Raw genomic sequence first — 19493 nt, 5'->3', positions numbered from 1 at the left:
AATACATCATCGCTATGCAACCCTCTCGGTCCTATACTTAAAACATGAGAGAGAGGAAGTGTTCACGTGGAGAAAGCGATGACAGAACCCAGAAGGCTATCGGGCAGTGTGAAGAAAAAGTCGGCGTGGTCCATGTGGCTGCATCAAATGTGGAAATATAAATATTTGACGTTGATGCTTCTCCCAACAACGATCATTATCTTGTTGCATAGCTATCTTCCGATGTTCGGCGTGTTTATTGCATTTAAGAACGTTAATTACATCGACGGCATATTTGGAAGTCCCTGGGCAGGTTTTAGAAACTTCGAATTTTTGTTCTCGTCGGGCTCCTTGCTGCGGATCACGAGAAATACGATCCTATACAGCTTTGCATTTATGATTGTGAATCTGGTGATCTCGGTAGGTATCGCGGTCGCGATCAACGAACTTCGTAAGAAGTGGCTGACCAAAACCTATCAGACGTTTATCATCATGCCGAACTTCTTGTCCATGGTGGTTGTCAGTTATCTGGTTTACGCCTTCCTGCATCCTGATTTCGGATTCATGAACATGACGTTTCTGAAGTGGTTCGGCATGGATCCGGTCTACTGGTACACGGAAAAAGGGGTTTGGCCTTATATTCTGATTTTCGTAAACGCATGGAAAGGCGTCGGTATTGGCGCCGTGATCTACATCGCTGCAATCGCCGGAATCGATCCCGAATATTACGAAGCGGCGATTATCGATGGAGCCTCCAAGTGGAAGCAAATCATTCACATTACGCTGCCTTCCATACAGCCGATTATTATCATAATGACCATCCTGTCGATGGGAAGCATCTTTAGCGCGGATTTCGGCTTATTCTACCAGGTTCCGCAAGATTCGGGGGCATTATATCCAGTGACGGATGTCGTCGATACTTACGTGTACCGCGCCTTGATGAGAATGAACGATATCGGGATGTCGTCGGCAGCCGCACTCGTTCAGGCAGTCGTAGGTTTCGTCATGGTCATTCTAACGAACTGGACGGTACGCAAGATTAACAAAGAACAAGCCTTGTTCTAGGCCAGCTTTGGATCACGAAAACGACGAAAATACAGCTTTACGATGACATTAGTATGAGGTGAATGTTATGAATTTCCGAGCGAGCCAAAGAGAAAACAGCTTGTCTCCCGCTGCCGGCTTCCTATTAAATATGATGTTCGTTATCTTGTCACTCATCTGCTTGCTCCCTGTGCTGCTCGTTATCATTGTATCGATTACGCACGGAGACTCCATCGTGGCCAACGGGTACAGCTTTATGCCCGATCGCTTGTCGCTTGTCGCCTACGAATCGCTGTTTAAGGATTACGGCACGGTTATTGGTGGCTATGGCGTGAGCATCGGCATCACGATTGCCGGAACGCTTCTCAGTGTGGTGTTGATGGCGCTGTATGCGTACCCGATATCAAGAAGCGACTACCCGTTTCGCACCGGCTTTACGTTCTTTCTGTTCTTCACGATGCTGTTCAACGGCGGACTCGTCAGCCGATATCTGGTCTATACGCAGCTGCTGGGACTGAAGGATTCTTATATCGCGTTAATTATGCCGCTGCTCATTATTCCGTTTAACGTCATCATTATGCGGACCTTCTTCCAGACGACGATCCATCCCGCCTTGATCGAGTCCGCAAGAATCGATGGAGCGGGAGAAATTCGAATATTCGTGACCATCGTCTTGCCGCTATCCTTGCCGGTGCTTGCAACAATGGCGCTGTTCAGTACGATCAACTATTGGAACGACTGGTTTAACGCGCTGCTCTTCATCACCAGCGAGGACAAATATCCGTTGCAATATTTGATGATGCGAGTTCTTAACGACATTCAATATTTGCGAAGCAATGTAGAGCTCGCGGCTCAAAATCCTGAATTGCTTGCCAAGCTTCCGAACGAGTCGCTGCAGATGGCGATGGCAGCCGTCGGGATGGGACCCATTCTGATTGTCTATCCGTTCTTCCAGAAGTATTTTGTCAAAGGACTGACGGTCGGCGCTGTCAAAGGTTAAGCCGTTTTATATCAAGGTAGCTGCGATCGGGTGTCTTAGGCGCCTTAGACATCCCATCGTTCTATATAAATAAGTTTAGCGTTAGATACGATCGAGGAGGGTTAAAATGAAACAAAGAAAAGGCACGAAACAATTACTAATCGTATTTACAATTCTATTAGCAATGGTTTTGCAAGCGTGTTCAAGCAATAGCGGCGGCGGCAACAACACGCCTGCAGCCACGAAAGCGCCGGAAGCGTCGACTAAGCCTGCTGCAACGGAAGCGGTTGAGGAGCTAAAGCCTTACGAGGTTTCCATTACCTACTGGGGCACTCCGGAGCGGGACGTAGCACTGGTCGAAGAAAAGCTGAACGAGTTTTTTAAGGAAAAAATCAACGCGACTGTCAAGTTAAATCCGATTGCAAGCAGCGAATATAAGCAAAAAACGGAGCTCATGATGAACAGCGGCGAAAAAATGGACCTCGTGTTCACAGCTTCGTGGCTGGACTTCTTCTCCAACATTACCAAGGGCGCGTTCATCGAGCTGGACGAACTGCTCGAGCAGCACGGCCAAGGCATCAAGGAGCAGCTGAATCCGATGTATCTGGAAGCACCTCGTTTGGACGGCAAGCTATACGCTGTGCCGACGAACAAGGAGATTACGCAATCCCGTTCGCTCACGTTCCGCAAAGACATCATAGAAAAATACAATATCCCGCTGGATACGATCAAAACATATGCCGATATTACGCCATGGATGCAAGTCATTAAGGAGAACGAGCCGGACATCATCCCGAACTACTCGGCTGGCGGCGGCGGTGACGGATCGATGTACGAATCAGACGGAAGATTCCTTCCGGTCGGACCGACTCCTGGCAAAATTGCGATGTTCTTCTTTAACCCAACCCAAGAAAAAATCGAGGTCATTAATGCCCTAAATCCAGAAATCGTAACAATCAACAATAACGCGAACGAGCTTGCTCGCAGCTGGTTCGAGCTAGGATACACGAACAGTGATGCGGCAACAGCCAAAACAAACATATCAGAGCTGCGTAAAGAAGGAAAGACTTGGTTCCAAGATGGTGTCTGGAAACCAGGAGCGGAAATCGAGATGAAATTGACTACCAACAATAAATACGATTTCGTATCCCATGTGATGAACGAACCTTATGTTACGACGGATCTGACGACAGGCTCCATGTTCTCCATCTCCCGTACGTCGAAGGATCCTGCCCGCGCGATGATGGTATTGAACTACCTGCACACGGATCCGTATGTCGTGAATCTCATCGTTAACGGGATCGAGGATGTCCACTACAAAAAAGTAGGTGACAACCGCATCGAGCCGATCGCGGACTCCGGTTACGGCACAAGCGGATTGTTCTGGGTCGTGGGCAACCAAATGATCAACTACCTAAAACCAGGTCAGCCAGAAGATCTGTACACGAACTGGATCAAATACAATAATGAAGCGAAACGCTCTCCATTGCTTGGCTTCGTCTTCAACGATTCTAATGTGAAGAACGAGGTCACGCAGCTGACGGCTATCGCTACCGAATACAAAGCGATTACTACAGGCGCGATTGCGAACCCTGTCAAGCTGCTCGAAGAGCGTAATAAGAAGCTGCAGGACGCGGGTATCGAGAAGGTTAGAGCGGAAATTCAGACACAAGCTGATGCTTGGCTGGCTGCTCAAAAATAAGCAGAGAGTACCCCTATAGCTTGATCCATGCAGGGCTGTCCCAAGGGTCGATGTCGAACCTATTGTGACAGCCCTCTCTCTAATGAACATAAGGAGTGGGTAACAAGATGAAGCCCGAAAATTTGATTTATACATTCGTCAGCTATGCGGCTCATTATGATACCGACTGGGGGAAAGGTGTAGCAATCGAGGGAATCGACCGAACAGCTGCCGTTGCGCATAGACATGGCATCCCGGTTACATGGATCGTCAACAGCGGATCGGTGCCGGTGCTGGCTAGTCGAATTAACGAATGGCATGAACAGTATGGCGACGATATTATTTTGCAGACGCCGTTTTTCATAGAGGACTGCGGGGCAGATTCAGCCAAGTTTAAAGCTGCACTAGTGCAAGCATGGACGATCGTAGAGGCGGCTTTTCCATGGGCGAGTACAAAGGTGGCTGCACGAGGGAAAATCTACAATGAAGTGATAGAAGTGCTGGAAGAGCTTGATTTCAAAGGAATGTGGGGCTACTGCTGGGAGCAGGTCTGGTGGGACGGCATTACGCATAAAGGCATACCATGGGGATCCTGGTATATCGATCCTAATCGATATAAGGCACCTCATCCGGGCAAAGGCAAAGTTGTCGCCTGCGAGTGGACCGCGCGAGATTTGAACTTGACTTATCATTCACGCAGTCCCGTCATCTATTCGACAGACCCTAACGACGTGCTGAGAGCCGGGCTATGTACGGGTGACAATATCGACTACTGGAAAAATTTATTCATGGATTATTTACGTAATACTTCACACAATGACCAGGTGTTTTTCCTGCAGCAGCAAGAAGCGCATGAAATGGAATATACGGACCGATTCGCGGTGTTCCCGGCTTCCCATGTGGAGGCATGCGAGAGCATGCTGGATTTGTTTTTTGACTATATTACGGATTTCCCGATTACGTTGACAACGGTGCCGAAGGCGATGGAACGTTATCACGAACGAAATTCGGAGACGGCGCCGGTGTATATGCTGACGCAAGATACGCTTGTAAGACCTGCGGTGAACGAATATACAATGACGCTGGGCGGCGTAGGCGGCGGGCCTTGGCCGGATGTCTTCCTCTATTATGACAAAGTATGCCAGATGGCATTCGTTGATGGCGAATGCATCCCCCGGTTGCTACGTAATTATATCGGCAAGGGCAACATGGCGGACAACTTCGAGGAGGCGACTCCAGGATTGTTCGTGAAAGGATACGAGAAGACACTGGATCGTATCGCGCTGACGTACGAGATCGGATACACGCAGCCGATGCCATTCGGACTGGCGTATTGGGATGAGCTTGACGGGTTCGAAGTTATTTCTTGCAGCGAAGGCGTCGAGACGAAGCTGATCGAGGGTCGGTTAGTATTTCTTAAGTTTCAGCTGACGGGGGAGCCGCGCAAGCTCGAGCTGGTGCTGGCACGGAAGCGGGGATTGTAAGACCACGCTAGTTAACGGAAGGAAGGTGAACTCAATCGTCAATTAGGGATTTCGATCTTTATGGGGCATCGGCTGGCATGTGAGGTTGTCGACTGATGAGCTGTTCTTAAGGACTGACTCCCTTACTCCTTGCAATTGTGGTATGATGTGGGGAATGGCTAAAATCCGTTAACTACAATATGCATAACATAGGAGAACAAATGAACTTTAACGATTTGCGACTTATACCAGAAATATTGAAAGCGTTGCGCGAAGATAATCTTGTGCAGCCTACACCGATTCAAGAGCAAGCAATTCCGATTGCGCTCCTCGGCAACGACGTCTTGGGCTGTGCACAGACGGGAACAGGCAAGACGGCGGCGTTCTCGCTGCCGATCATTCAACGGCTGTACCAGGAAGGAGTTGCGGCACGTGACAAGCAGCGTCCGATTCGCAGCTTGATCCTCACGCCGACACGAGAACTGGCTATTCAGATTGAAGATAATATCCGTGCCTACGGTAAATATACGGGTCTTCGTACGTTGTCCATTGTCGGCGGCGTATCGCAGAAGGGTCAAGAGCGTCATCTGGAGAAAGGCATCGATATTCTGATCGCGACGCCTGGTCGGTTGATGGATTTGATGAACCAAGGATTTATTGATCTGTTGCATGTTCAGGTGCTGGTATTGGATGAGGCAGACCGAATGCTGGACATGGGATTCATTAACGACGTGAAACGAATCATCGCCAAGCTGCCATCGAAGAAACAAACGATGTTGTTCTCGGCGACAATGCCGCCAGAAATCGCAAAGCTAGCGGATTCGCTGCTCGTAAATGCTGCTAAGCTGGAAATTACGCCGGCATCCTCGACGGTTGATCTGATCGAGCAGTCTGTATATTTCGTGGATAAGACGAACAAACCGGCGTTGCTGGCAGAGCTGCTAGCGGATACATCCATCTCTTCTGCGCTAGTGTTCACGCGCACGAAGCATGGTGCCGATCGCGTTGCGCGCGGGCTGAACCGCGCTAATATTACGGCGCAGGCTATTCATGGCGACAAGTCGCAGAATCAGCGTCAAAATGCACTCAATAATTTCAAGAGCGGCGCTACACGTATTCTTGTTGCAACCGATATTGCGGCTCGCGGCATTGATATTGAAGAGCTGTCGCATGTGTACAATTTCAATCTACCCAATATTCCGGAGACGTACGTTCATCGAATCGGTCGGACGGGACGTGCTGGACATAGCGGCGTTGCTGTTTCCTTCTGCGATGAAGAGGAACAGCCATATCTGAAGGACATTGAGAAGCTGATTAAGAAAAAAATCTCGGTTGTGGTTGGGCATTCGTACCCGATGCAGGGAGCTGCAGCAGACGCGGTGGTTACGTCGGCTAATGCAGCCGCCAAGAGCGGGCAAGGCAATCGCTCCGCGAAGGCGAAGCAGCCAGCGGCGGCGCAAGGCGGCGGCCAGCAGCCCGCGAGGGCGCAGCAGCCAGCGGCGGCGCAAGGCGGCGGCCAGCAGCCCGCGAGGGCGAAGCAGCCAGCGGCAGCGCAAGGCGGCGGCCAGCAGCCCGCGAGGGCGAAGCAGCCAGCGGCAGCGCAAGGCGGCGGCCAGCAGCCCGCGAGGGCGAAGCAGCCAGCGGCGGCGCAAGGCGGCGGCCAGCAGCCCGCGAGGGCGAAGCAGCCAGCGGCGGCGCAAGGCGACGGCCAGCAGCCCGCGAGGGCGAAGCAGCCAGCGGCAGCGCAAGGCGGCGGCCAGCAGCCCGCGAGGGCGAAGCAGCCGGCGGCGGCGCAAGGCGGCGGCCAGCAGCCCGCGAGGGCGAAGCAGCCAGCGGCGGCGCAAGGCGGCGGCCAGCAGCCCGCGAGGGCGAAGCAGCCGGCGGCGGCGCAAGGCGGCGGCCAGCAGCCCGCGAGGGCGCAGCAGCCAGCGGCGGCGCAAGGCGGCGGTCAGCCGTCTACGAAGCCGAAACGCAAGGATCGCGGCAAAGTCCATATGGACTCCAAGGCGCGCCAGTTCGCGAGACAAGAGCAGATGGTTATTCGTCAGATGGACGAGGAAGTGAACCGGATGCAGTTGTCTTCGACGTGGAAGCCATACTTCTTGCCGGCCCAGCCCAAACCGAAGAAATAAGCTCATGACTTAATCAGCCGAGCAACTGTTCCTATTTAGGGTACAGTTGTTCGGCTTTTTTTTTGGAAATATTGGAAAGCTTCCCGGCTTGAAACACGTCCCGTCGCCAAAGGACGGCGTAGCCGTTTCTCCTTGACGTATAGGCAAGTATATGACGGATTGGAGTATATCATTTTCAGACGTTAGAAGGGTATCAAATCGGATACCTTGCGAGCGACGGTTATTGCTCCCCCTCGATACAAAGGCCCGATACTTCAATGTGCGCCAAACTGCGAATTCGAGGAAATAAGTCTATGAGGCATACTTAACGGCGTAGCCCGTCGAGGCGAATGGATGTGAAAAATCACATACATGGCGCCCAACCATATACCAACCGTAAGCCTACATTGCCTCAATATGTCTCATCACACAAATTTCTCGTCAAACGAAGTGTGTCAACAAACCATTGGCAGCGGACAGCGTGCAGCCCGCCATCTAGGCGGTGCCCAAATTCATCTTGCAGCCGCTAGTCGAGAATGCGATTTATCATGGTTTCCAGGAAACGCGTAAGGGTAATAGAATCGTGATCTCTGTGTATAGACAGAACGATTCTCTGTTTATTGAGGTTCAGGACAATGGGGGCGGGCTCGAAGCGGCAGCTCCGCGCAAGCCGTCACGAGATCGAGACTCTATCGGACTTAAGAATGTACAAGAAAGACTAGCTTTATTGTAAAAGGATGAAGCTCACATGAAGCTTATGAATCTCGAAGTCGAAGCCAAGGTTGAAATCGTTGTCCCGTTTCTAATTGCCAAGCCCTATGCATAAATGAGGTGGATGACATGTGGAGAGTGCTGATTGTTGAGGATGAACCATTCTTCAGAAGGACCCTCAAGCTGAAAACGCCATGGAAAGCCATGGGCTTCGAGGTCGTTGGGGAAGCAGGAGATGGAAACGAGGCTTTGCAACGCATTTATGAGCTGAAGCCGGATGTTGTGATCTCGAACATCATCATGCCATGCATGAATGGGATCGATTTGCTCAGACGCACCCGAGAAGCCGGAATCGACTGCCGATTCGTTATGTTGACCTGCTCCACGGAGTTTGAGTATGCACGTGAAGCTTTGCAGCTTGGGGCATCCGGTTATATGCTCAAATTATCGCTGGATAATGAAAGCTTAAGTAAGACGCTAGACAGGGTCAAGCTTGAGCTTCAAACCAAAGCCCAAATGAAACTGCAGCAAGAGTCGTCCTTATTTCATGTGTTATACAAAGAGGTATGGAATCATATTCGTCATATGCCGGATCAACCATTCGAGATGAGCCGTACAGACCATCTGTCATGGGTTCAAATCATTGTTTCCTATACGAACAAACCAATTCGCGAGATGCTGGGCGCAATGGGCACGCTGCTCCAACCAGGCACTGTCGTGCATGAGGATCAGCATAACGGGATTACAACGATGATGGTATGGAGTCATTCTCCTGTCGCGTGCAACACGGAAAACTATAAATCGTTGTTAGGAGCGGCCGTGATTACGGCAGCAGGAGAAGGAAACAGACTTTACGAGCTATGGTACAAAGCGCTGTTGGAATTAAGCGCATACTGGTACGGGCTAGAGGAGGCTCCACGCGGTACAGCATCGTTAGCCGCGGAAACCGATTTTACACAGGAGCAGCACAGGGAGCTGCTGCGAGCCATACAGCGTATGGAGGCAGGAGAGCTGCGAATATGGATTCATACCTTACTGCAGCAATGGCGTTCAGCTTCGATTCCGGTGTGGGGAGTCATGGAGAATTGCCATGATATTCTGAAAGCTGCCTGCCGGCTTGCGAATATGAAAGCATTCGGCGTTGAAATGATTTACTCATGCACGGACTACACGCAGCTCAAGAGCATGATGGTTGAACGTTTGTTGTCGGTCATGGAGAAATACAAATCCAACCAACAGCAGGTGACGGATCATGCGGGTATTAATCAAATTGTCCGGTACATCCATGCACACTATAACGCATCCATTACCTTGAGAGCGATGGCCATTCTGGTCTCCATGGATGAATATTATTTGAGCGGATTATTTACACAGAAAATGGGAGAACCGCTTATTCAGTACTTACAGCGGGTACGTGTCAGAAAGGCGAAGGAATTGCTGACCGAAAGTGAATTGGCCATTGCTACAATCGGTGAGATGGCTGGTTTCGTCAACACGAATTATTTCTTTAAGACATTTAAGAAGTGGACCACCCAAACACCAAATGAATATCGGAAGGACAGCAAAAGAAGCCGCTTCTAAGGTAGTCTCGTGACTACCTGAACGGCTTTTTTTTACGAAACGATCCTTGTTGATATGGCATTCTCTATATTTCTCGGCATGAAACGCGCTCCGCCGCCAAAGAGTTAAAAACGTTCATGATCACACTAAGTTCATTCATTATTATCGCAAGCGAGAGTTGCTATATTGGAAATAAGAATATGCACAGAGGCTTATTGAGGAACAAGGTGTTATGAATTGACCTTCAGATAGGAGTTGCTAGGGTAATGAATCGAGAAGAACAAGCTGATCTGGTTATTATCGGTGGAGGTACAGGCGGATGTGCAGCGGCAATGGCGGCATGTCGATTAGGATTGCAGGTCATCATGACGGAAGAAACAGAATGGATTGGCGGTCAGTTGACTAGTCAAGCCGTCCCGCCGGATGAGCATCCCTGGATCGAACAGTTCGGCTGCACAAGCACGTACCGTCAATTCCGCAATGGCGTACGAGACTATTATAAGAGTCATTATCCGTTGTCGAACAAGGCGCATTCCGCGATGTACTTAAATCCCGGCAATGGCCATGTAAGCCGTTTGTGTCATGAGCCAAGAGTGGCATTAGCCGTGCTCAACAGCCAACTGTCTCCTTATGTGAATAGCGGGAAGCTGCGTATCATGACGCATACGCGGCCGATTAGCGCCGAAGTAGAGGGTGATGATGTTAGGGCTGTTACCGTGCAGCACACTGGAACCCATAACAAGTTGACGCTGATTGCTCCGATGTTTATTGATGCAACGGAAATCGGAGAGTTGCTTCCATTAACGAAGACGGAATATGTGACAGGCGCAGAATCACAAAGTGTAACGGGAGAGCCGAGGGCGCTGCAAGGTGACAGCCAGCCTCTTGATATGCAAGCGATATCGCATTGCTTCGCTCTTGAGTATGACGAGTTTGAAGATCATACGATTACGAAGCCTGAAGGGTATGAGTTCTGGCGTACGTACAAAGCCGATTTCTGGCCGGATAATCACTTCAGCTTTGTGACACCGATCCCTTGGACGCTTGAGGCCAACCATCAGCAATTGTTCCCGTCGGCCAATCGAGCGGATTCGTTGTGGCAGTTCCGTCGTATTATCGACAAGGCGAACTTTCAAGAAGGCACCTACAACAGCGATATAACCCTGGTGAATTGGCCGCAGATTGATTATTGGTTAGGACCTGTATTTGAAGTGGAGCCGGATGTAGCAGCCGAGCATCTACGGCAAGCGCGAAACTTAAGTCTTTCGTTCCTCTACTGGATGCAGACAGAAGCCATTCGGCCTGACGGCAAACAAGGTTATGCGGGGCTGAAGCTGGCGCCGCATGTGACGGGAACGGATGATGGCTTGGCCATGGCGCCTTATATTAGGGAATCACGCAGAATTCAAGCGGAATTCACTGTGCTGGAGCAGCATGTGTCTCCCGAGGGAAGGCATGATGGCAAGGCGGCTGAATTCTTTGACAGCGTAGGAGTGGGCTCATATCGTATCGATCTGCATCCAAGCACTGCACTCCGCAATTATGTGGATGTCTCGGCGCTGCCGTTCCAGATTCCGCTCGGCAGCCTGCTGCCTGTTCGGGTCAACAACTTGATCCCGGCATGTAAGAATATTGGAACAACCCATATTACGAACGGCTGTTACCGGCTGCATCCAGTGGAATGGAACATCGGAGAAGCAGCAGGCGCGCTGGCTGCGTACACACTAAAGCACAAGCTGCAGCCACGTCAAGTTAGAAGCGATAAGCATATTCAGGACTTCCAGAAGGTACTGCGAGAGCTGGGCTTGGAGCTGGAGTGGCCTGTATTGCGAGCATTATAAATAATTAATCAATAATAGGAAGGGGTATGGATGGATATGAGTAAGAAACAGTTGCGAAGCGCCATTATCGGCTACGGAGGTCAATTCGGTATGGGGCAGGCGCATGCCCGGCAGATGCAAGACAACGGCATAGAGCTTGTCGCGGTATGCGATTCTGACGAAAATCGGACCGCGCAGGCGGTAATCGATTTTCCTGGCATACGTACCTTTACCGATGCGAATCGGATGTTAGCCGAACAAGATATTGATCTCGTAGTGGTCATTACACCGCATAATTCGCATGTGGATTTGGCGCGAAGTGTACTCGAGCATGGCAAGCACTGCATTCTGGAGAAGCCGATGTGCATTAAGGCGGAGGATGCCATGATGCTTAATCAACTGGCGGAGGATCGTGGGCTTATGCTAACGGTCTATCATAACCGCCGCTGGGACGGCTGGTATTTGACGGTGAAGGAGCTTATTCAAGAGGGTGCGCTAGGCGAGATCTTTATGGTCGATATGTTTTTCGGGGGCTTCAAGAAGCCCGGTCAAACATGGCGTGCTGACAAGCAAATATCCGGGGGGCTGTTCTATGATTGGGGAGCCCACTATGTAGATTGGCTGCTCGGTATCATGGCTGCTCCGGTCAAAGAGGTGCGCGGCTTCATCCATAACCGGTTATGGCATGACATCACGAACGAGGATCAAATGGAAAGCATCATGGAGTTCCAGGACGGTGCAACGGCTCAATTGCAAATCTCTACGATTGCCCGAGCGCCTAAGGATGCGGTTCGTGTGCTTGGTACAAAGGGTGCAATCGTGCTGAAGAAACCTATGGATACGGAGATTATTTTGTACAGCGAAATAGGTGGTCAAAAAATTGAGTCTGTCATTGCATGCAAGCCGAATCAATATTCGGTCTTCTATGAGAATATCGCTAACCATCTCAGAGAGGGAGAGGAATTGATCGTCAAAGCGAGCCAAGCCGCGAATACGATTGCTGTACTTGAGATGACAGAAATCTCGGCGAAGGAAGGCAGACCGATCAAGTTCGAGCAATAGACCATATAGATGACGAGGAGAATAGACATGAAGATTGCGCTCCAGCTATTCACCCTGCATAAGCACTTAACAACGCCGGATCACATACGGAGCACCTTCGAGAAGGTGAAGAGGTTAGGTTTCAATTATGTTGAGGTGGCTGGTATTAAGATCGATTACAAGCACGAAGTATCCAGGCTGCTGAAAGAAACAGGACTGACGGCTATATCTGCTCATATTGGCATCAATGATTTAATGCAGCCGATGGATGCTATTCGGACTAAACATGAGCTGTGGGGCTGTCGTTATTTTGCCATCGGGAGCATGCCGCTCGAAATGAGAGAAGACAAAGAGGCGTATGCCAGATTCAGCGCATTAATGGCGGAAGGCGGAGCGGCGCTTAGACGACAAGGCTTGGAGCTGCTTTATCACAATCATGCTTTTGAATTCCACAAATTCGATGGGCATATGGGTATGGAGCTATTAGCAGATACGGCGGGGCCAGACAGCTATGGGATGGAATTGGATGTTCATTGGATCCAAGCTGGCGGCGGCGATCCGGTCGAATGGATTCTAAGACTAAAGGATAAGGCGCCGATTATTCATCTTAAGGATTACGCTGTTAGCTCGACCGGTGAACGCATGTTTGCAGAGATTGGCCGAGGCAATATGAATTTCGAACGAATCTTATCCGCATGTGAGACGGCAGGCGTGTTATGGGGGGTAGTGGAACAAGATGACTGCTATGACCGCGATCCGTTCGAAGCGCTGGAGGACAGCGTGAGGTGCCTGAAGGAGCTTGGTGCTGCGTTTTAAACGCCCAGTAGAGACCGGAATATACGGTTGATAAGTTGATTTGGATCTGTAATTTGGAATTTAGGATCTGGGTTCTGGGGTGGGCCTCTCTGCGAAGAGAGGCTTTTTCGTTTTGCAGTATTTGTGGTTTGAATGATCCTCAAGTGTAACAATGAGATCGAAAACTGGCACTATCCCTTTAGATGAGATTGCTGTATAATCGGAAAACATTCCTCAAGAGCCGGATGCAGGTCTGCATCCGGCTATTCGGAACACACAACGAATTTGCAGCATGAGAAAGCAGGGATTCATCTATGTTAAGACGATTGCAATTATCCCTACGCGGTTATCACCCGATTGTAAAAGTGCTGCTGCTCGGCACGATCTTTGCACGGATAGCGAGCTCTATGAGCTTGCCGTTCCTTGCTATTTATCTGATTGCCAAGACGGATATGAGCCCGATGATGGTTGGCGTTACGATCGGAATTGGCTCCCTTGCAGGAATGCTTGGGGGTTTCTTTGGCGGTTTCCTGTCCGATCGCTTTGGACGAAGGGTTGTGATGTTGGCAGCCATTTATACATGGGGAGCCGTGTTTCTTGGTTTCGCCATGACGGACGTTCCGCTCGTATTTGCATTGCTTAACGCCGTTAATGGACTATGTCGCTCCTTCTATGAGCCGGTATCACAAGCGTTAATGGCCGATCTCACGGATCAGGAGAAGCGGTACGAGGTGTTCTCGCTCCGCTATCTGGCCATCAATATCGGCGTAGCCGTCGGTCCTTTGCTGGGTACGCTGTTCGCGGCGATGGAGGGGAGCTTGCCATGGACGATTACGGGTCTTATCTATATCGTGTACGGCATTCTACTGCATATCCTACTGCACAAGTTCGGTATCCACCATATTGAAGGGGATAAGAGAGAGGCGGTCACAATCACCAGGTCATGGAACGTTATCAAGGGTGATCGGGCGTTCCGTTTCTTTATCCTTGGCGGTATTGTATCGGCAATCGGTTATTCGCAGATGACGTCGACGTTATCTCAATTCATCGAGCAAAATTTCGTCAAAGGCGTAACGATGTTTGCCTGGATGATGACCGTAAACGCCGTTGTTGTCGTGTTGTTCCAGCTCCCCTTAACCAAGTGGGCAGAGAAGAGGAAGCCGTTAACCGTGATCGCAGTAGGCAGTATCTTCTTCGGGCTGGGGCATATCGGCTTTGCCTACAGCACGAGTGGGTGGTTATTGATTGCGGCAATGATCGTGTTTACCTGGGGCGAGGTCCTGACGTTCCCTGCCGCTTCTGTGATGCTGGACAAGCTGGCGCCGGATGGGATGCGGGGCACTTATTTCGGAGGACAGACCTTTACAAGCCTTGGTTCCTTTATCGGTCCCTGGCTTGGTGGGTTCCTGCTGCAGGATTACGGCGGCAAGACCTTGTTCCTCGTGATCGCGGTCATCTCCGTTACCTCGATCTGGTTCTATCGAGCGGGTGAGATCGATCGCGCAGCAGCCCGAATACAAACAAGGTAAAGCACACTTGTGTGCAGACCATCCTTATTCAAGGATTTCATACACGTATACACAAAAAGGAGAGTGACTTCGGCGTCGCTCTCCTTTTTGTGTAAACGCAAGATCATGGTGCACAGGGGCTCCTGCTGAGCTGGAAATGGTGAACGGGGGAGAAGTAATAGGGTATTTATTCCATTACAAGTATGCTACAGTAAACGGAGTGCTGCCTCATACATGTATAAGGTAGTTATATTCGCGTGGAGAGGAGAGCGTAATGATCAACTTCGAGCTCTGGCCGGCTAATATCGTGGAGAGTTTGTCCACAGTATTAGGTTTTGGTGTGTTTATTGGCATTGTCTTTTATTATTATCGGAAAGTGAAAAGAGGGGAGCGCCCGAATCCTTGGAAAGCCCTGCTGATTGCGTGTATTTGTTTATTCTCATTTACGTTCAATACTCCGATTGGCGAGTATACAGGCAAGCTGGCTATTCTGCCGCTAGGTGTCTGGCTGGTGTATGGGCTAACCCGAAAGTCATCTTGGCCTCAATATAGAAGGTTCGCTTGGATCGGATTCTGGAGCAATTATGTGCTGCTTGCAACGGGGCTGCTAGGACACTACATGTATGATGTCGTATATCCCAAACAAACGATAGCCACGTATCTCGCGAATGTGGAGGAGGCGAGGCTTGTCGCTATACATCCTTCCGCGCCTGAGGCATCGCTTGATACTGTACAATTTGAGAATGCCTTGCAAACGCTGGAGCTGCAGCCGAGTTATGATGGGATGAGTCTGGGTTATAAGGCTAATGAAACGGAAAAGGAGCCATTCCCTTACCTCCTGCTTGGGACGAAGTCGAGGTGGGGCAGCGGCATTGAGGCCGAGTTCTATATGCAATCGGATGGCAAAGGGCTGTTGATGATCTGGGATAATCGTTATATGTATTACACCTCCCAAATGACGATGCTTCGGACGGAGACGGGAGGTGGCGGCAAGTGACCAAACGAAGTATGGTGATCGGGTTGATCATACTGGCTGCCGCGGCGTTCATCTTCTGGAGATGGATCGGGGTAAAACCAACTGCAATGAGCGATTTGGAGTTCATACAGTCATCCTTGCAACAGCTTGCTCCCGACTATAACATCGCAGAGATTCAGGATATCGTTGAAGTGGACAGCCGGCATCTCTTCGTACCCTTTGTGTCTAAGGATGGCGAGTACGGCATGAGCTTCTGGGTCTGGGACAGATTCAAATGGGAGCTCAGAAGAGTACAGAGTGACGGAGATCCCCACCTTTGGAGTCTTCGAGGCGATGATCCTGCTGGACAGTATCTCGTGTGGAACGTAAATCCGGATTACATGGTGGGCGAATATGCGTTGTACTGGATGCGAGATCGAAACGGTGGACAATTCTACGGCAATGACTTTTATATTCCACGGGTCCAGCTGGAGCATCGAATCTCGCTTGGCGAGCGAACCTACGGAACGCTGCTTCTGCCCGAGCAATGGGCGGAGCTGCGACGAATGGAGCAGGCGGCTGTTAACGGCGCGGCAAACGCGGGTGTATGGGGAGGGAGCGTACAGATGCCATCGTCCTATCGAATCGGATATTTGCCCATTCTGATCGGGGAACCGAAGGATAGAAGTTTCTATAGTACAGGGGCCACGATTTTCGGAGACGTCGATGTTACGTTCTTATATCATCTCAACCAAACCGAGCTGGAAGGTCTCGCATCGAGTGCAGAAGCCGCTCCATAAGTCGTCAAGCTTCGACAGAGCGAGAAGAAATTATACAGCAATTAGTTATAAGTACAGCCGGCGAGTGAAGCAATTCGCGAAATGAACAGTTTCGCTTCGGGGTGCTGAGAGTGCACGATAGAAGGGCGGGAAGTCAGGCGCAGGTCAGCCGGCATCCCGCCCTATTCTATGTGCAAGGGAGAGATAGTAGTGAAAACAACGAAACGAACGGGTATCAGTTTGTTCCTGTCGCTTACGCTTCTAGCTGCTGCGGCCCCCCTTCCTGGGGCGTATGCATCCGGAGGCGCCTCAGGAACGGTGAAGTCCATTATCCATTACGGCGCGAACGGCACGGATGCGCTGGATGACAAGGCGGCGATTCAAGCGGCTGTCGATGCGGCTTCCCCGGGGGATACGGTACTCATTCCGAAAGGGACGTATTATTTGTCTGGATCGGTACAAGGCAAGAGCGGCGTCATCATTAAAGGCGAGAAACGCGATCAGTCCATTGTGAAGTTCGTTTCGGAATCTGATACATTTATGATCCACTTGCAGAATGTTACAGGCGCCACGGTCTCCGACCTGACTCTTGACGGCAATAGCAGTATGATCGCGATGTCGGCGGTTGCGATGTCAGGCGGGAAAAGCAATACCGTTAACAATGTACGCGTGAAGGATTTCACGGCTGTGGACGGATTTGGACCGCATGCGCTGTTCGTCGATAATTCCACTTACGCTACGATTTCGAATAATATCATTACGAATATTGGAACCGCTTCCATTTGGGGTGCAGGTGTACGCGCCGGCTGGGGCTCAGCCCATGCGACGATTGAAGGCAATGTGATCGAGAATACGGGACGCGGCGGCATCTTGGTCAATGATAACAGCCCCTGGGCGATTGTCCGAGGCAACAAGGTGAAAGGATCGGGTCTTAAGGAACACGGCCTTGCCATTGAGCTACATACCAACGTGGATAATTCCATTATTGAAGACAATCAAGTCGATACCTGGATTAGTGCCGTTCGTTCTAGCAAAATCGCTGTTCGCCGCAATTTGATTCAGCCAAAAGACGGTCGGGTGGGCAACATTGGACTCGAAATTATGGCGGACGATACGATCACGACAGATAACATCGTGGATGGCGGGCAACAGGTCGGGATTCAGCAATCGCCTGGCACCGGGCATCAGTACTGGGGATACAACGTCATCAAAGATATGGTGATGTGGGGCATGCAGCTGCAAGGCGAAGGCTCCGGTCAGATCGAGCAGTTCCAATACTTCTATAGGAACAGCTTTATCAAGACACAGGAAGGCAATCCGAAGGCTAATTATCCGGGTTATGACGGTAATGGCATCCGGATCCACGGCAGCTCTCAGAACTTGTCGTTCGATAGCAACATCATCTCAGGCAATGGCCGCAAGGCGATCGAGATTACAGGAGCGGCTGGCGTTGACCGGCTAAGCTTCACAAACAATCTGATTACGAGCAACAAAGGCATCACGATGGATCCTTACCCGGCAGCAGCCGAGCATCTGGAGTGGTCGGGCAATATCGTATGGGGCAACGGCTCGAATGTAGTGCCAGTATCGCGCGGATTCTCGAACAAGAAGCCGGTCGCGGATTTCCAGACGCCGCTATTGGTCCGTGTAGGTGAACCTGTTACCTTCACCGATGCATCCAAAGATGCGGACGGATCAATCTCGCATCGGCTATGGGATTTCGGCGATGGGCTGCCGAGCACGTCGACTTCGCCTACTTACGTGTACAACAAGCTGGGCATCTACCGTGTGACGCTGGTCGTATGGGATAACGAAGGCAGATCTCATCTGAAGGAGCGGGTCGTGCTTGTCAGACCTGGCGCTCCCGATACTCAGGCGCCGACGGCTCCAACGGGCTTGCTCTCTCCGGAGCAGACAGACGAGACGGCATTCATCAGTTGGTCGAAGGCTTCTGATAACGTAGGGGTCGTCAGCTATGACGTATTCGTGGATGGCGTGTTAGCCGGCTCCACCGCACCAGGCGAAACATCGTTCCTCATTACAGGATTAACGGCGTTAACGACTTACCAAGTAACGTTGAAAGCCAAGGACGCAGCCGGCAACGTTTCTCCCGCCAGCACGCCGCTGTCGGTAACGACGGAAGCGCCGGATGCAACACCACCTTCGGCTCCTGAGAATCTGACGGCGACAGCCGCAAGCGCGACAAGCGCAGCGCTGGCTTGGTCACCTTCGACGGATAACAAAGCGGTGACAGGGTATGAAGTATTCCGCGGCGGCAATCTGATCGGAACGACGAGTGGTGCTGCTGCTACGACGTTTACGACCGGCGGCTTATTGCCGGGCACGACGGGCACGTTCACAGTCAAAGCGGTGGATGCCGCAGGCAATCGCTCCGCTGCCAGCGTCTCTGCTTCGGTCACCATGACTGCGCCAACTGGTGATGTGTATCTCAGCGATTATGCTTGGGATTCCGGCACGGCCGGATGGGGCAATATCCAGCTCGACAAATCGTCCGACGGCAGACCGATCACGCTGAATAACGTCGTATACGCCAAAGGCTTCGGTACGCATGCGCATTCGGAAATCGTTTATACGGTAGGCGGGGCTTACGAACGGTTTATGGCGAGCGTCGGCGTGGATGATGAGACATACGGCAACGGCTCGGTGGGCTTCGAAGTTTGGCTGGACGGCGTATTAGCCTACGATAGCGGCGTGATGTACGCCGACACCGACACCATCGACATAGACGTCGACATCAGCGGTGCTCAGCAGCTCAAGCTGGTCGTCACGAACGGCGGAGTCAGCGGTACGGACTGGGATCATGCCGATTGGGGAGACGCACGTATCCTCTACAACGAATAACAATCGTGAAGGAGTTCGGCAGACTAGTATCCGCGAATGATCGAGCATGACGAATTCATGGCATTGCGTTTACGGTGGACATCAGGGTGCATGGGATAAAGAAAGGCAAGCCCTGATGTCCGCTGTAAGCGGGCAGTGGAGTTGTTAAGCATGTACGCACAAACATGAAAGGTGGTGAGGCTTAAGAGATTGGGATTGTCGGGAT

Annotated in this window: 14 protein-coding genes; all 14 read left to right on the top strand. The window is 51.0% G+C overall.

Going from position 1 to position 19493, the window contains the following annotated elements; genetic code table 11:
• Positions 1–78: 78 nt before the first annotated feature.
• The 14 genes from ACX1C1_RS02750 to ACX1C1_RS02685 all read left to right on the top strand — a co-directional run bounded on the left by ACX1C1_RS02750 (position 79) and on the right by ACX1C1_RS02685 (position 19288).
• Complete coding sequence (locus tag ACX1C1_RS02750; RefSeq protein ID WP_458955666.1) at positions 79–1044, top strand: ABC transporter permease; 966 nt, start codon at positions 79–81, stop codon at positions 1042–1044.
• A 67-nt stretch (positions 1045–1111) separates the two neighbouring features.
• On the top strand, positions 1112–2023 hold the full coding sequence (locus tag ACX1C1_RS02745; protein ID WP_458955665.1) for a carbohydrate ABC transporter permease: 912 nt from the start codon (positions 1112–1114) through the stop codon (positions 2021–2023).
• 106 nt (positions 2024–2129) lie between these two features.
• Positions 2130–3704 (top strand): ABC transporter substrate-binding protein, encoded by a 1575-nt coding sequence (locus ACX1C1_RS02740; protein WP_458955664.1) that lies wholly within the window; start codon positions 2130–2132, stop codon positions 3702–3704.
• A 107-nt stretch (positions 3705–3811) separates the two neighbouring features.
• Positions 3812–5167 carry a hypothetical protein gene (locus tag ACX1C1_RS02735; RefSeq protein WP_458955663.1) on the top strand — a complete coding sequence of 452 codons (1356 nt, stop codon included), beginning with the start codon at positions 3812–3814 and terminating at the stop codon, positions 5165–5167.
• A 200-nt stretch (positions 5168–5367) separates the two neighbouring features.
• Positions 5368–7278, top strand: a complete 1911-nt coding sequence (locus tag ACX1C1_RS02730; protein ID WP_458955662.1) for a DEAD/DEAH box helicase — start codon at positions 5368–5370, stop codon at positions 7276–7278.
• A gap of 496 nt (positions 7279–7774) precedes the next feature.
• Entirely contained in the window at positions 7775–7990 is a 216-nt protein-coding gene (locus tag ACX1C1_RS02725) for a sensor histidine kinase (protein WP_458955661.1), read from the top strand.
• Positions 7991–8097: 107 nt separating this feature from the next.
• The gene (locus tag ACX1C1_RS02720; protein ID WP_458955660.1) at positions 8098–9549 is read left to right on the top strand and encodes a response regulator transcription factor; all 1452 of its coding nucleotides are present in this window, start codon (positions 8098–8100) and stop codon (positions 9547–9549) included.
• Positions 9550–9794: 245 nt separating this feature from the next.
• Positions 9795–11369: an FAD-dependent oxidoreductase gene (locus tag ACX1C1_RS02715; protein ID WP_458955659.1), complete on the top strand. Its 1575-nt coding sequence runs from the start codon at positions 9795–9797 to the stop codon at positions 11367–11369.
• Between the two features lie 36 nt (positions 11370–11405).
• Positions 11406–12410, top strand: a complete 1005-nt coding sequence (locus ACX1C1_RS02710) for a Gfo/Idh/MocA family protein (RefSeq protein WP_458955658.1) — start codon at positions 11406–11408, stop codon at positions 12408–12410.
• Positions 12411–12437: 27 nt separating this feature from the next.
• A complete protein-coding gene (locus ACX1C1_RS02705; RefSeq protein WP_458955657.1) occupies positions 12438–13205 on the top strand; it encodes a sugar phosphate isomerase/epimerase family protein in 768 nt (255 codons plus the stop codon).
• Between the two features lie 293 nt (positions 13206–13498).
• Positions 13499–14713 carry an MDR family MFS transporter gene (locus ACX1C1_RS02700; protein ID WP_458955656.1) on the top strand — a complete coding sequence of 405 codons (1215 nt, stop codon included), beginning with the start codon at positions 13499–13501 and terminating at the stop codon, positions 14711–14713.
• 253 nt (positions 14714–14966) lie between these two features.
• Positions 14967–15689 (top strand): hypothetical protein, encoded by a 723-nt coding sequence (locus tag ACX1C1_RS02695; protein WP_458955655.1) that lies wholly within the window; start codon positions 14967–14969, stop codon positions 15687–15689.
• Entirely contained in the window at positions 15686–16447 is a 762-nt protein-coding gene (locus tag ACX1C1_RS02690) for a hypothetical protein (protein ID WP_458955654.1), read from the top strand. The genes ACX1C1_RS02695 and ACX1C1_RS02690 overlap by 4 nt, the downstream gene beginning before the upstream one ends.
• A gap of 189 nt (positions 16448–16636) precedes the next feature.
• Positions 16637–19288 (top strand): NPCBM/NEW2 domain-containing protein, encoded by a 2652-nt coding sequence (locus ACX1C1_RS02685; protein ID WP_458955653.1) that lies wholly within the window; start codon positions 16637–16639, stop codon positions 19286–19288.
• Positions 19289–19493: the final 205 nt, after the last annotated feature.

Source organism: Paenibacillus sp. strain BS8-2, assembly GCF_054483835.1.
This window is presented reverse-complemented; position numbering and strand designations above follow the sequence as displayed.